This is a genomic window from Roseateles sp., assembly GCF_047654805.1.
In the GTDB taxonomy this organism is placed as follows: domain Bacteria; phylum Pseudomonadota; class Gammaproteobacteria; order Burkholderiales; family Burkholderiaceae_C; genus Pelomonas.
The window spans coordinates 4,211,353-4,225,828 of the sequence record NZ_JASGIV010000001.1 but is presented as its reverse complement, the minus strand read 5'-3'; the positions used below and the strand labels follow the sequence as shown (position 1 = coordinate 4,225,828).

Here is a 14,476-nt window from a genome sequence, read left to right as displayed (position 1 = left end):
GGTCTGCCCAAGCTAGTGAGCTGCCCTTCGACGGGGCGGCCGACGTACGCATCGGACGAGGGGGGCGCATGTTTCTGACGCTCGCTCGAGCGCAGGCACTGCTGCCGGGTTCGACGCTGGTCGGCGATGGTGAGACGGGCTTCGCCCGCGTGCACAGTGACACGCGCACGCTCAAGGCCGGAGACCTGTTCGTCGCATTGCGCGGCGAGCGATTCGATGCCAATGACTTCCTCAGCGAAGCCAAGGCTTCCGGCGCGGTTGCGGCGCTGGCCGAACGCGGCCTGGCCGAGGCCGGGCTGCCGGGCTTGCTGGTGCCAGACGCCAAGGCTGCGCTGGGCCAGCTCGCCGCGGCCTGGCGCCGTCTGCAGCAGTTGCCCGTCATCGCCGTCACGGGCTCCAACGGCAAGACGACGACGACGCAGATGATCGCCAGCATCCTGCGCGCATGGGTGGGCGATGCGGCACTGGCCACCGAGGGCAACTACAACAACGATATCGGCGTGCCGCTGACGCTGCTGCGCCTGCGCCACGATGACGAAGTCAGCCACCGTGCTGCCGTCGTCGAGCTGGGCATGAACCATCCCGGCGAAATTGCGCCGCTGGCCGTGATGACCGCACCCACCGTGGCCCTGGTCAACAACGCGCAGCGCGAGCATCAGGAGTTCATGGCCACCGTCGAGGCCGTCGCGCGCGAGAACGGTGCCGTCATCGAGGCATTGGGATCCAGTGGCTGCGCCGTGTTTCCGGCCGAGGATGCCTGCGCGCCCATCTGGCTGGAGCTGGCTGGTTCGCGCCCGCATCTGAGCTTTGCGCTGCGCGGCCAGGCCGACGTGACGGGCGATGCCACCTGGATGGGCCGGCATTGGGCGCTGGAGATCCACACGCCGGCCGGCATGGCGCCGGTAGCGCTGCAACTGGCTGGCGAGCACAACGTGCGCAATGCGCTGGCAGCGGCAGCTTGTGCCCTTGCCGCCGGCGCGCCGCTAGCCGCCATTGCCGACGGGCTGCAGGCCTTCCGCGCAGTCAAGGGGCGCTCCGAGTCGAAGGCCGACGCATTCGGCCGCACGCTGATCGATGACAGCTACAACGCCAATCCCGACAGCGTGCGTGCCGCAATCGACCTGCTGGCCGACATGCCCGGCGAGGCCTGGCTCATCCTTGGGGACATGGGAGAGGTGGGCAATAACGGGCCGGCCTTCCATCGTGAGGTGGGCGCCTATGCGTCCCAGCGTGGCATTGCGCACCTGTGGACGGCCGGCGCGGCCGCCCGCGACGCGGCCTCGGCCTATGGCCCATCGGCGCGGGCTTTTGACACGACGGCCGCGCTGATTGCGGCCCTGAATGAACAACCCGACGCGGCCCAGACTCTGGTCAAGGGCTCGCGCTTCATGAAGATGGAACAAGTGGTCTCCGCACTTCAATCTCAATCAGGAGACGGCCATGCTGCTTAGCCTCGCCCAGTGGCTGCAGGGCATCTACCCAGACCTGGGCTTTCTGCGCCTGTTCCAGTACATCACCTTCCGCGCGGTAATGGCCGCAATGACGGCACTGCTGATCGGACTGGCCTTCGGACCCTGGGTCATTCGCAGCCTGACTGCCATGAAGATAGGCCAGCCCGTGCGCAGCTACGGCGTGCAGGCCCACCTGGCCAAGAGTGGCACGCCCACCATGGGGGGCGTGCTCATCCTGATCGGGATCGGTGTGTCCACGCTGCTGTGGTTTGACTGGAGCAACCGCTTCGTCTGGGTAGTCATGTTGGTCACCATGGGCTTTGGCGCCGTGGGATGGGTGGACGACTGGCGCAAGGTTGTCGACAAGAACCCCGAGGGCATGCGCAGCCGCGAGAAGTTCTTCTGGCAGAGCCTGATCGGACTGGTCGCCGCCATCTACCTGGCGTTCAGCGTGTCGGAGACATCGTTCCTGGGCGTGGTGCAGCTGTTCTTCCGCTGGGTTACCAGCGGCTTCTCGACCGAGCTGCCGCCCAAGGCTGACCTGCTGATCCCCTTCTTCAAGACCATCTCGATGCCGCTGGGCGTGTGGGGCTTCGTGGGGCTGTCCTATTTCGTCATTGTTGGTACCAGCAATGCCGTGAACTTCACCGACGGCCTGGACGGCCTGGCCATCATGCCCGTCGTCATGGTGGGCTCGGCGCTGGGCCTGTTTGCCTACCTGACCGGCTCGTCAGTGTTCGCCAAATACCTGCTGCTGCCCTACATCCCCGGCGCAGGCGAACTGCTGATCTTCTGTGCCGCCATGGCCGGCGCGGGCCTGGCCTTCCTGTGGTTCAACGCCCACCCGGCCCAGGTCTTCATGGGCGACGTGGGCGCGCTGGCGTTGGGCGGCGGCCTGGGCACACTGGCCGTCATCACGCGTCAGGAGATCCTGCTGGGCATCATGGGGGGCATCTTCGTCGCCGAAGTACTCAGCGTGATGCTGCAGGTGAGCTGGTTCAAGTTCACGAAGAAGCGCTTCGGCGAGGGGCGGCGCATCTTCAAGATGGCACCGCTGCACCACCACTTCGAGAAGAGCGGCTGGAACGAGACGCAGGTCGTCATCCGTTTCTGGATCATCACCATGCTGCTGTGCCTGATCGGCCTGGCCAGCCTCAAGCTGCGATAAGTGCATGAAGCTTGACCTGCCGCAACTCGCCGGACAGCGCGTGCTGGTGCTGGGCCTCGGGGACTCCGGTCTCGCGATGGCCCGCTGGTGCGCGCGCTTCGGCGCGCAGGTCACAGTGTGGGATTCGCGCGAGCGGCCGCCGCAGCGCGAGGCTCTGGGCGTGCTGGACGATGTCGCTTTCATCACCGGCGAGCTGACGGCCGAGACTGCGGCGGGCTTCAACGCGGCGCTGAAGAGCCCTGGCCTGTCACCGCTGGATGCCCGTCTGGCGGCCGTGTACGAGCACGGCCCTGCCGTGCGCAGCGAGCTAGATCTGTTTGCCGACGCGCTCGCAGCGCTGAAGGCCCAGCAGGGTTATGCCCCGGCCGTGTTGGCCATTACCGGCACGAACGGCAAGACGACGACGACGAGCATGACCGGCTTGTTTGTCGAGCGCGCCGGCAAGCGCGTCGCAGTCGCCGGCAACATCGGCCCAACATTGCTGGGCACGCTGACCGAGGTGCTGGACAAGGAGCCTGACCCGGCGCCCGCTGAGGCATCGGCCGAGAGACAGGCCGAGCTGGTCGCCGACTTCGAGGACGTGCCCGTCGAGGATGAGACCGTCGCCGAGGAGGCGACCGTGCCACCCGACGAAGACGTTCCGCTGCCCATAGACCCGCCTCCGCCGCGCGGCCCGGTGTTCGAGGCGCTGCCCGAGGTTTGGGTGCTGGAGCTGTCCAGCTTCCAGCTCGACGGTGTGCAGAGCTTCGAACCCACCGCCGGCGCCGTGCTGAACCTGACGCAGGACCATCTCGACTGGCATGGCGACATGGCCGCCTACGGCCGAGCCAAGGCGCGAATCTTTGGCCGTGAATCCCTCCTCGTCGTCAATCGCGATGACGCTGAGGTGGAGGGGCTTGTGCCCGCGCCGGTGTTCGTCAAGGGCTCGCGCGGCAAGCCGGGGCGCACGGTGTCGCGCCGCGTCGTGCGCTTCGGCTTGAACGCACCGATGGCGCCGGGCGACTTCGGGCTGGTGGAAGAGGGCGGGCTGGCCTGGCTGGTACGCGCTCGCGAACTGGATCCAACGATCAAGAAGCGCAAGGGCGACGACGACGAGCCGCTTGTCATCCAGCGCCTGATGCCCGCCGATGCGCTGCGCGTGCGCGGCCGCCACAACGCTGCAAATGCGCTGGCCGCACTGGCGCTGGCTTGCGCCGCCGGCTGCGAGCTGGCGCCCATGTTGCACGGTCTGCGCGAGTACCGCGGCGAACCGCACCGTGTCGAGCCCGTCGGAAGCATTGACGGTGTCGAGTTCTATGACGACAGCAAGGGCACCAACGTCGGCGCGACGGTGGCAGCGATCTCTGGCCTGGGTGCCGATCGCGCGCCCGCCAAGCTGGTGCTCATCCTCGGCGGCGACGGCAAGGGCCAGGACTTCTCTCCGCTGGCCGACGGCGTTGCCCGTCATGCCCGCGCAGTCGCACTGATCGGCCGCGACGCGCCCCAGATCGAGGCCGTGCTCGCAGGCGCCGGTGTACCCATGCAGCGCCACGACACATTGGAGGCCGCCACCGTGTGGTGCATGGGGCAAGCGCAGGCGGGCGACAGCGTGCTGCTGTCCCCCGCCTGCGCCAGCCTGGACATGTTCCGCAACTACGCCCATCGCGCCGAGGTGTTCGTCGCGACGGTGCAGCGTCTGGCCGACGAACGCGGGGTGGCATTGTGAACGCGGTGTTGACTGGATTCGCCGCGAGGCTGCAGCGCCTGTGGAAGCGCGACGGCGAGGACGCCAGTGTGCCTGTGCGCGACTGGGTGTCCACGTCGGCCGGGCGACCCACGCAGTTGCAGGGCTTCGACATCACGCTGGTGTGGGTGGTCGTCGCGCTGATGGCCTTTGGCCTGCTGATGGTGTATTCCGCTTCCATCGCCATGCCGGACAACCCGCGCTTTGCCAAGTACCTGCCCACCCACTTTCTGACGCGCCACCTGGTCGCCATAGGCTTCGCGCTGACCGCGGGTCTCATCACGGTGCAGATCCCGGTGGCGCTGTGGGAGCGCTATGCGCCATGGGTCTTCGTCGTGGCGTTGGTGCTGCTGGTTGCCGTGCTCATACCGGGCATCGGCAAGGTGGTCTACGGTGCGCGGCGCTGGATTCCTCTTGGCGTCATGAACTTCCAGCCCTCGGAGCTGGCCAAGTTCGGCATCGCGCTGTACGCGGCGAATTACATGATGCGCAAGATGGACGCGCGGGAGAACTTCTTCCAGGCTGTCACGCCCGTGGCGATCTCGCTGGCCTTCGTGGGCTTGCTGCTGCTGGCCGAGCCGGACATGGGCGCCTTCCTGGTCATCGCGGCCATCGCGATGGGCATTCTGTTCCTGGGCGGTGTCAACGGCCGCATGTTCCTGCTGATCACGCTGGTGCTGGTTGGGGCGTTCACCCTGATGATCACCTTCAGCGAATTCCGTCGCGAGCGCATCTTCGCCTACCTCAACCCCTGGGATGAGAAGTACGCCCAGGGCAAGGCCTACCAGCTGACGCACAGCTTGATCGCCTTCGGTCGCGGCGAGTGGTTCGGCCAGGGGCTGGGCGGCAGCGTCGAGAAGCTGCACTACCTGCCTGAGGCCCACACCGACTTCCTGCTGGCCGTCATCGGCGAGGAACTCGGCTTTGCCGGCGTGGCTGTCGTCATCGTGGCCTTCTTCTGGCTCACGCGCCGCTGCTTCCTGATCGGTCGCCAGGCCATCGCGCTGGACCGCGTGTTCGCGGGCCTGTATGCGCAGGGCATAGGCATCTGGATGGGCGGCCAGGCCTTCATCAACATGGGCGTGAACCTGGGCGCACTGCCCACCAAGGGGCTGACGTTGCCTCTGATGAGCTTTGGTGGCTCGGCCATCCTGATGAACTGCGTGGCGCTGGCTGTCGTGCTGCGCATCGATCTTGAGAACCGCCAGATGATGAGAGGAGGTCGCTCATGAGTGAGAGGCACCTCGTCGTGATGGCCGCGGGGACGGGTGGCCACATCATCCCGGGCCTTGCCGTCGCGGAGGAGATGCAGCGTCGTGGCTGGACCGTGTCGTGGATAGGCACGCCGGCCGGCATGGAAAACCGCCTGGTGCCGGCGCGCGGCATAGCGATCGACGCGCTGCCCTTCGCGGGCCTGCGCGGCAAGGGGCTCAAGCACATGCTGCGCGGCCTCGTCGGCTTCTTCCAATCGCTGGGCCAGGCGCGCCGGGTCTACGAGCAGCGCCGCGCGACGGCCGTGCTAGGCATGGGCGGCTATGTCTGCGTGCCCGCCGGCCTTGCGGCTGCCTTCAGTGGCCGGCCCCTGATGCTGGTGAACGCCGACGCGGCGATGCTGAAGAGCAATCTCGCACTGAAGCCCTTCGCGCGCCGCATCGCCTTTGGCTTTGATGGCGCGGCCGCGGCCTCCACGTCGGGGGCCGTCGTCAGCGGCAACCCGGTGCGCGCCGAGATCGAGGCGCTACCAGCGCCGGCAGAGCGCATGGCCGGCCGCGGGGGGGCGCTGCATGTGTTGGTGCTGGGCGGCTCGCTGGGCGCGCGCGCGCTGAACCAGGCGCTGCCGCAGGCGCTGGCCCTTTGGCCGGCCGAGCAGCGCCCGCAAGTGCTGCACCAGTCAGGTCAGGACCACCTGGGTGCCGTCTGGCAGGCCTACAGCGATGCAGGCCTCGCAGCTGAGGTGAGACCTTTCATCGATGACATGGCTGCAGCGCTGGCCTGGGCCGACGTGGTGGTCTGCCGCGCCGGCGCCATCACCGTCAGCGAACTGTGTGCTGCCGGCTGCGCGGCAGTGCTGGTGCCGCTGGTTGTCAGTACCACCTCGCACCAGCGCGACAACGCCATCTTCATGGCCCAGCATGGCGCAGCCATCCACCTGCCGCAGGCGGAGCTGACGCCCGCGAAGCTCTACGAGCTGTTGAGTGACCTCGACCGTCCAGCGCTGCTGGCCATGGGCGAGAGGGCGCGTGCGTTGGCCCGGCCGCGTGCGGCCGCGCGCGTGGCCGATGAGATCGAAGGGATGCTCAAGTGAAGCACGCGGTGCAACGGCTGCATTTCGTTGGCATCGGCGGGGCCGGCATGAGCGGCATCGCCGAAATCCTGCACAACCTTGGCTTCAAGGTCAGCGGGTCGGATGCGGCCGAAAGCGTGGCGACCGAGCGGCTGCGTTCGCTGGGCTTGCGCGTGGAAATCGGCCATTCCGCGCCCCACATCGGCGACGCCCAGGCGCTGGTCACCAGCACAGCAGTTGCGGCGGACAACCCCGAGGTCATTGCTGCGCGGGCGCGCCAGATCCCGATCGTGCCCCGCGCCGTCATGCTGGCGGAGCTGATGCGGCTGCGCCGCGGCATCGCCATCGCCGGCACGCATGGCAAGACGACAACGACATCGCTGGTCACCGCCATCCTCGTCGAAGCGGGCCTGGACCCGACCTTCGTTATCGGCGGCAAGCTAAACGCGGCGGGTGCGAACTCGCGCCTGGGCAGCGGTGAATTCATCGTCGTCGAGGCCGACGAGAGTGATGCCTCCTTCCTGAAGCTTAGCCCCGTGCTTGCCGTCGTCACCAATATCGACGAGGACCACATGGACACGTACGGGCATTCGGTCGAACGCCTGCACGAGGCCTTCATCGAGTTCCTGCACCGTATGCCCTTCTATGGCGCCGCGGTGGTCTGCGCGGACGACCCCGGTGTACGCGCCATCCTCGGCCGCATCGAGAGGCCGGTGGTCAGCTACGGCTTGCTCGAAGGCGCCTGTGTGCGCGGCGTCGACGTGCAGGCGCTCGCCGATGCGCAGATGCGCTTTACCTGCGTGCGCGAAGGAGCGGCCGATCTCGACGTGCTGTTGAATCTGGCCGGCGAGCACAACGTGCGCAACGCTCTTGCGGCCATCGCCATTGCGATGGAGCTGGACTGCCCGGACGAGGCCATCCTGAAGGCGCTGGCGAAGTTCGCCGGCGTGGGGCGTCGCTTCGAGAAGCATGGCGAATGGCCCGCCGCCGACGGTGGCCGCTTCACGCTGATCGACGACTACGGTCACCACCCGGTGGAGATGGCCGCCGTGCTGGCCGCCGCGCGTGGGGCTTATCCGGGCCGCCGCCTCGTGCTGGCCTTCCAACCGCACCGCTACACCCGCACCCGCGACTGCTTCGTCGACTTCGTGCGGGTGATGCAAGGCGCTGATGTCGTGCTGCTGACAGAGGTGTACTCGGCTGGCGAAGCGCCCATCGCCGGCGCGACGGGCGCGGTGCTGGCGCAGGCCGTCGGCACGTCCCACTTCGTCGCCAGCGTGGCTGACATGCCGGCCGCGCTGTCCGTGCTGACCCGCGACGGCGACGTCGTCATTGGCATGGGCGCCGGCTCCATGAGCGCTCTGCCGCGCCTCGTGGCCCAACATTTCCCTCAAGGAGCGTCCCAGTGAAGGCGCCAATCGATCTGAACATCGACGCCGCTTCCTTCGGCAAGGTGGCCGTGCTGTTTGGCGGCAACAGCGCCGAGCGGCCGGTGTCGCTGATGAGCGGCGAGGGCGTGCTGGCCGCGCTGCGCTCGCTGGGCGCGGACGCCCATGGCTTCGACCCCGCCGAACAGCCGTTGCAGGCGCTCAAGGACCAGGGGTTCAAGCGCGCCTTCATTGCGCTGCATGGTCGCGGTGGGGAGGACGGCACGCTGCAGGGCGCCCTGGAATGGTTGGGTGTGCCCTACACCGGCTCCGGCGTCACGGCGTCAGGCGTTGCGATGGACAAGACCCTGACCAAGCGTGTGTGGGCTAGCGAGGCGCTGTCGACGCCGCAGTACCTGGCCCTGACTCGCGCCGAGCTGACGCGCGAGCGCGTGCGTGGCATCCCGGACGTGCTCGGGCTGCCCGTCGTCGTCAAGCCTCCGCACGAGGGCAGCAGCATTGGCATCACCAAGGCTGCTGGCTACTCCGAGATGCAGGGTGCCGTCGAGCTTGCGCTGAGCTTCGACGACGAGCTGCTGTTCGAGCAGTGCATCGAAGGGCCTGAGCTGACCTGCGCGGTGCTGGGTGAAGGCTTGGGCGCTGTCGCACTGCCCGTTATCGAGATCCGTGCCGAGGCTGGCAACTACGACTTCGCGAACAAGTACGAGACCGATACGACGCAGTACCTGTTCGGCTCGTTGCCCGCCGCACTTGAGGCGGAGATCCAGCAGCTGGTACTGCGCGCATACCGCCTGCTGGGCTGCCGCGGCTGGGGCCGTGCCGACCTGATGCTGCGCAAGTCGGACATGAAGCCGTTCCTGCTGGAGATGAACACGAGTCCTGGCATGACCTCGCATTCACTGGTGCCCAAGGCGGCCAATGCCGTGGGCATCGCTTACCCGCAACTGTGCTTGTGGCTGCTGGCGCAGGCCCGCCTGGACCGCGCTTGACTGCATGAACTCAGCTGCTGCCACCGCCGTGCTGCCACCCGACATCCGCTTGATGAATGCGGTGTCGGCGCTGCTCGTCGCCGCCTTGCTGGCGACGGTGGCCTGGGGGCTGATGCGCTGGGCGGTGCGGCTGCCGGTGTTCAACCTGCGCGCCATCCAAGTGGTGGGCGACGTCAGCCGCAACAGCGTTGCGTCGCTGCGCGCCAACGCGCTGCCGCGTCTGCAGGGGTCCTTTCTAAGTATGAACCTCAAGGATGGCCGTGCTGCGTTCGAAGCCGTGCCCTGGGTGCGGCACGCGCAGCTGCAGCGCATCTGGCCGATGCGGCTCAAGGTCAACCTGGAGGAGCACCGCGCCGCGGCCTACTGGGAGGCCCGCGCCGACGGCGCCGATGCCGCCACCGAGGCCGCTGCGGAGCGGGCCCTGGTCAACAGCTTCGGCGAGGTCTTCCAGGCCAACCTGGGCGACGTCGAGGATGAGGACCTGCCCATGCTGGCCGGGCCAGCCCATACCGCCGGCGCGATGCTGCAGATGTGGCGGGCACTGGAGCCGGCCGCCGAGAAGCTGGGCGAGAGCATCGAGCGCCTGGACCTTTCTGGCCGTGGCTCCTGGCGTGCCACCTTCGGCAGCGGCGCCGTCGTGGAACTCGGCCGTGGCGGGGAGTCCGAGGTCGCCGAGCGCTTCGGTCGCTTTGCCCGCTCCATTTCGCAGGTCACCGCGACCTACAACAGCCCGCTGCTGTCCGCAGACCTGCGTCACGCCGACGGCTACGCAGTCAAGCTACGCGGCGTGACGATACAAACTCCGGGTAAACCCGTAAATAGAAAACGCTGAGGACGGACATGGCCAAGGAATACAAGGATTTGGTCGTCGGGCTGGATATTGGAACTGCCAAGATCATGGCCGTCGTGGCCGAGGTATTGCCGGGTGGTGAATTGCGCATTGCCGGCCTCGGCGTGGCTCCGTCGCACGGCCTCAAGCGTGGTGTCGTCGTCAATATCGATGCCACCGTCCAGTCCATCCAGCAGGCCTTGAAAGAGGCCGAAATGATGGCCGACTGCAAAATCTCCCGGGTTTACACGGGGATCACTGGCAGCCATATCCGCGGCCAGAACTCCACCGGCATGGTCATCGTGCGTGACAAGGAGGTCACACCGGTGGACGTGACCCGGGTGGTCGAAACGGCAAAGGCCATCAATATTCCCAACGATCAGCGCCTGCTGCTGGTCGAACCCCAGGAATTCGTCATCGACGGCCATGAGGTCAAAGAACCCATCGGCATGAGCGGCGGCCGGCTGGAGGTCAAGGTCCATATCGTGACGGGAGCGCAGAGTGCGGCTGAAAACATCGTCAAATGCGTGCGCCGCTGCGGCCTGGAGGTCGATCAACTGGTTTTGAATCCCAGCGCTTCCAGTCATGCCGCCTTGACCGCCGACGAACGCGACCTGGGTGTAGCCCTGGTGGATATCGGCGCTGGCACGACGGATGTGGCGATATTCACAGGCGGCTCCATCCGCCATACCGCCGTCATCCCGATCGCGGGCGACCTGATCACCAGCGATATCGCGATGGCGCTGCGCACGCCGACCAAGGACGCCGAGGAAATCAAGGTTGAGTATGGCGTCGCCAAGCAGTTGCTGGCGGACCCTTCCGACCAGGTGGAAGTGCCCGGACTGGGCGACCGCAGCCCCAGGATGCTGTCCAAGCAGGCACTGGCCGGTGTCATCGAGCCGCGCGTTGAGGAAATCTTTTCGTTGGTCCATCAGGTCATTCGCGAGAGCGGGTATGAGGAATTGCTCTCCTCCGGCATCGTGCTGACCGGCGGTTCGGCTGTCATGCCCGGCATGGTGGAACTCGCAGAGGATATTTTTCTGAAACCTGTCAGGCGTGGCCTTCCCACCTATTCGGGGGCCCTTTTCGACATGGTTGCCAACCCGCGTTCCGCCACCGTCATGGGTCTGCTGGAAGAGGCGCGACTGTCGCGCAGTCGGGGTTTCAAGGCAGCACAGCAGGCTGGCTCGGTGCAAACCCTGCTCGGTCGCGTCAAGGATTGGTTCATGGGGAATTTTTGACCCCCTAAAAACCACGGTGTGCTACGAAAAATTTGTTTCAGCAACTAGTCATTCATTGAGTGCCAAGGCACAATTGCAGCAGTTAGGAGGTTGATATGCCCATCGAGATGATCGAAGAATTTGACCAAGGCACCCAAATCAAGGTGATCGGGGTCGGTGGTGGTGGTGGCAATGCCGTGGACCACATGATCGCCCAGGGCGTTCAAGGAGTTGAATTCATCTGCGCGAATACCGACGCGCAGGCGCTCAACCGTTCCAAGGCCGACCAATTGCTGCAACTCGGGTCGACCGGCCTGGGTGCTGGCGCCAAACCCGAGATGGGCAAGGCGGCCGCCGAGGAGGCGGAAAACCGCATCCGCGAATCCATTGCCGGCGCCAATATGCTGTTCATCACCGCTGGCATGGGTGGCGGCACGGGCACCGGCGCAGCGCCGGTGATTGCGCGCGTCGCCAAGGAAATGGGCATCCTGACGGTGGGCGTGGTCACCAAACCCTTCGAATTCGAAGGCGGCCGTCGCGCCAAGGCGGCCGACAACGGCCTGGCCGAACTGGAGGCTAATGTCGACTCGCTGATCGTCGTGCTGAACGACAAGTTGCTCGATGTACTGGGCGACGATGTCACGCAAGATCAGGCCTTCGCGCACGCCAATGACGTGCTGAAGAACGCCGTTGGCGGCATTTCCGACATCATTCACATCCCCGGCCTGGTCAACGTCGACTTCGAGGACGTCAAGACGGTGATGAGTGAGCCCGGCAAGGCCATGATGGGTACGGCCCAGGCCACCGGCCCGGATCGGGCTACCAAGGCTGCCGAGGCCGCCGTGGCCTGCCCGCTGCTGGAAGGCATCGACCTCTCCGGTGCGCGCGGCGTGCTGGTGCTGATCGCCGCAAGCCGCAGCAACTTCAAGCTCAGCGAGTCGCGCAACGCGATGAACGCGATCAAGCGCTACGCCTCGGAAGAAGCCCACATCATCTACGGCACGGCCTATGACGAGAGCCTGGGCGATGCGCTGCGCGTGACCGTCATCGCGACTGGTCTGACGGCCGGTCGCGCCCGTCAGCAGGCGCCGCTGCAGGTGGTGCAGAGCCAGCCCGTTGTGCGCAACGGCACCGACGGCATGCCTGTGTTGACGCAGGCGGTGGCGATGGCTGCGCCGGCTGCCGGTCAGCCGCAGCAGGCCAACGTGGGCCTCGGTCTGGGCGACTTCGCAAACGCCAACGTGCCCAGCGTCTGGCGCCATGGCCGTTCTGGCAGCGCGGCCGCCAAGGTTGAGGCGCTGTCGTCCAACGGCATGGACGAGATCGAGATCCCGGCCTTCCTGCGCAAGCAGGCTGACTGAGCGGCGCGCATCTCAATCACGAAAGGGCGGGCCTTGCGGCGCGCCCTTTTCCTTTTCAGGACGCGCCGACGGCGACCGACCTGACGGGCTGGCGAGCCAGGCCAGCAGCCCGCCACCGGCGAGCACGAGGGCCAGTGCGTCCATGCGCGCGGCCGGCAGCGTTGCGGCCGTCGTTGTCAGTGCTGCCGCGACAGCCATTTGCAGGAAGCCCAGCAGCGCCGAGGCTTGCCCGGCCTGGGTTGCAAACGGTGTCAGCGCCAGCGCCGTGCCGGTGGGCGACACCAGACCCATGCCGAACAGGAAGACGCAGGAGGCGGCCGCGAAGCCTGCCAGGTCGAGCGTGCCCGCTGCCAGCATCGCCAACCCGCCGCAGGCTGCCAGCCCGGCGCCTAGACGCAGCACCATCGGCCCGCCACGGCGCGCCGACCAGCGCGGCGCAGCCCGTCCCGCGGCGAAGACGACGAAGACCGAGGTCGCAAAGAAGAGACCCACCTGCAGCGCGGAGAAGCCGTACTGGCGTACCAGAACCAGCGGAGCAGTGCCGAAGAAGGCGAAGAGTGCCCCGAGGATGGCAGCCGTTGCGAGTGCCGGGCGCATGAAGCGTGAGTCTCCCAGCAGCACGGCGTAGCCACGCGCCAGGGCAACGGCCGGCTGTTGGCGACGCAGCTCCGCGGGCAGGGTTTCGCCGACGATGCGCGCGTAGGCTGCCGCCAACGCCAGCCCGGCGAGCACCAGCAGCACGAACGGCGCCCGCCAGCCCCAGGCGGCCTGCAGCAGGCCGCCCAGCAGCGGCGAGAAGCCCGGCGCAGCGGCCATGACGACCATGATGCGGCCGAGCAGCGCGGCCAACTGCGGGCCGTCGAAGCGGTCGCGCGCGGCCGCGCGTGCCAGCACAGACGCCGCAGCGGCGCCCATGGCCTGCAGCGCGCGGCCGGTCAGCAGCAAGGGGAGGTCGACGGCGAGCGCACCCAGCGCGCTGCCGACGATGAAGACGGCCAGGCCGCCGAGGACCACGGGCTTGCGGCCAATGCGGTCTGACCAGGGGCCAACGACCAGTTGCGCGGCAGCGAACACGGCGAGGAAGAGACTCAGCACTGCCGCCATCTCTGCCTCGCCGGACCCAAGGGTCTGTGCCATCAGCGGCAGAGAGGGCATCAGGATGTTGGTGGACAGTGTCGCGAGCGCCGCCAGCGCCGCCAGCGTGAGCAGCCACGGGCGGGGCACGGCCGTCATGGCGCCCGTCCCTCAGCCACGAAGGCGACGCTGCGGGCAATGACGCCGGCGTCCGCTAGCAGCCTGCGGTGACCCAGGCCAGTGGCGCGCTCCAGCCTTGAGCCGGCCCAGGCCTGGTGCAAGGCCTCGGAGGCGACGAAGGGTACGGTCCGGTCTTCGGGGTCGTGCACGATGAGGCCGGGGTGGCGCAACCCGTGCTGTAGCCGCTCCAGATCGACATAAGCCATGCGCGTGCCGATGAAGGCCTCCACCCAGCCGGCCAGGGCCGCCGCGTCGGCCGGACCGAGGCCATGCGCCTGGGCCAGGCCCTTGACCATGGGCGTCAGCGATGAGGGGCCGGCCAGGTGCACGCTGCGCTTGACCTGCAGCCCATGCGCAAAGGCCAGCAGCGCGGCTGCAGAGCCCATGGAATGACCGATGACGGCATGCACGTTGCCGATGGCGGTCATTACCGCGCGCAGCGCGCGGCCGGCATGGACGACGCTGGCCGCGTGGCCGCCGGAGTCGCCGTGGCCGGGCAGGTCGAACAGCGTGACCGAGAGGCCTGCCCGGACCAGCGCCTGTGCCAAGGCCAGCAGATGGGCGCCGCGACTGTTCCAGCCATGCACGAGGACCACGCGTGGACCCGTGCCCAGTGTCCAGCGTGCCAGCTTCAGCCCCTCGTGGCGTAGCGGCGGCTCGGCGGCGCCAGCCAGCGCGGCGCGTTCGTCGGTGCTCAGCGGCACGCGTTCGGGTGCCGAGAACGCGTGGCGGGCAGCGGCCAGATGGCCGCCGGCGTGGGCCGCCAGCGGTGCGGCCAGGGCGGGGGGCGCGACCATGGCGGCCTCCTC

12 protein-coding genes are annotated in these 14,476 nt (G+C 67.5%); 10 read left to right on the top strand and 2 right to left on the bottom strand.

Annotated features, from left to right (window positions below; translation table 11 throughout):
• The first annotated feature begins 68 nt into the window (after positions 1–68).
• From QM732_RS19175 to ftsZ, 10 genes are all read left to right on the top strand, one after another.
• A complete protein-coding gene (locus QM732_RS19175) occupies positions 69–1,451 on the top strand; it encodes a UDP-N-acetylmuramoyl-tripeptide--D-alanyl-D-alanine ligase (protein WP_415657693.1) in 1,383 nt (460 codons plus the stop codon).
• Positions 1,441–2,619: a phospho-N-acetylmuramoyl-pentapeptide-transferase gene (gene mraY, locus QM732_RS19170; RefSeq protein ID WP_415657692.1), complete on the top strand. Its 1,179-nt coding sequence runs from the start codon at positions 1,441–1,443 to the stop codon at positions 2,617–2,619. Before QM732_RS19175 ends, mraY begins: the two co-directional genes overlap by 11 nt.
• Before the next feature lie 4 nt (positions 2,620–2,623).
• Positions 2,624–4,324 (top strand): UDP-N-acetylmuramoyl-L-alanine--D-glutamate ligase, encoded by a 1,701-nt coding sequence (gene murD / locus QM732_RS19165; protein WP_415657691.1) that lies wholly within the window; start codon positions 2,624–2,626, stop codon positions 4,322–4,324.
• Positions 4,325–4,332: 8 nt separating this feature from the next.
• Positions 4,333–5,574, top strand: coding sequence for a putative lipid II flippase FtsW (gene ftsW / locus QM732_RS19160; protein ID WP_415657690.1), 1,242 nt, complete (start codon positions 4,333–4,335; stop codon positions 5,572–5,574).
• Positions 5,571–6,647: an undecaprenyldiphospho-muramoylpentapeptide beta-N-acetylglucosaminyltransferase gene (gene murG / locus QM732_RS19155; protein ID WP_415657689.1), complete on the top strand. Its 1,077-nt coding sequence runs from the start codon at positions 5,571–5,573 to the stop codon at positions 6,645–6,647. The genes ftsW and murG overlap by 4 nt, the downstream gene beginning before the upstream one ends.
• A complete protein-coding gene (gene murC, locus QM732_RS19150) occupies positions 6,644–8,035 on the top strand; it encodes a UDP-N-acetylmuramate--L-alanine ligase (RefSeq protein WP_415657688.1) in 1,392 nt (463 codons plus the stop codon). The genes murG and murC overlap by 4 nt, the downstream gene beginning before the upstream one ends.
• Positions 8,032–9,003 (top strand): D-alanine--D-alanine ligase, encoded by a 972-nt coding sequence (locus QM732_RS19145; protein WP_415657687.1) that lies wholly within the window; start codon positions 8,032–8,034, stop codon positions 9,001–9,003. The genes murC and QM732_RS19145 overlap by 4 nt, the downstream gene beginning before the upstream one ends.
• 4 nt (positions 9,004–9,007) lie before the next feature.
• On the top strand, positions 9,008–9,835 hold the full coding sequence (locus QM732_RS19140) for a cell division protein FtsQ/DivIB (protein WP_415657686.1): 828 nt from the start codon (positions 9,008–9,010) through the stop codon (positions 9,833–9,835).
• A gap of 8 nt (positions 9,836–9,843) precedes the next feature.
• Entirely contained in the window at positions 9,844–11,073 is a 1,230-nt protein-coding gene (gene ftsA, locus QM732_RS19135) for a cell division protein FtsA (RefSeq protein WP_415657685.1), read from the top strand.
• A gap of 95 nt (positions 11,074–11,168) precedes the next feature.
• Positions 11,169–12,413, top strand: coding sequence for a cell division protein FtsZ (gene ftsZ / locus QM732_RS19130; RefSeq protein ID WP_415657684.1), 1,245 nt, complete (start codon positions 11,169–11,171; stop codon positions 12,411–12,413).
• A 12-nt stretch (positions 12,414–12,425) separates the two neighbouring features.
• Here the strand turns inward: ftsZ and QM732_RS19125 are convergent, their stop codons facing one another.
• Positions 12,426–13,646 (bottom strand): Bcr/CflA family efflux MFS transporter, encoded by a 1,221-nt coding sequence (locus tag QM732_RS19125; protein WP_415657683.1) that lies wholly within the window; start codon positions 13,644–13,646, stop codon positions 12,426–12,428.
• Complete coding sequence (locus QM732_RS19120; RefSeq protein WP_415657682.1) at positions 13,643–14,464, bottom strand: alpha/beta fold hydrolase; 822 nt, start codon at positions 14,462–14,464, stop codon at positions 13,643–13,645. The genes QM732_RS19125 and QM732_RS19120 overlap by 4 nt, the downstream gene beginning before the upstream one ends.
• Between the last annotated feature and the right edge of the window lie 12 nt (positions 14,465–14,476).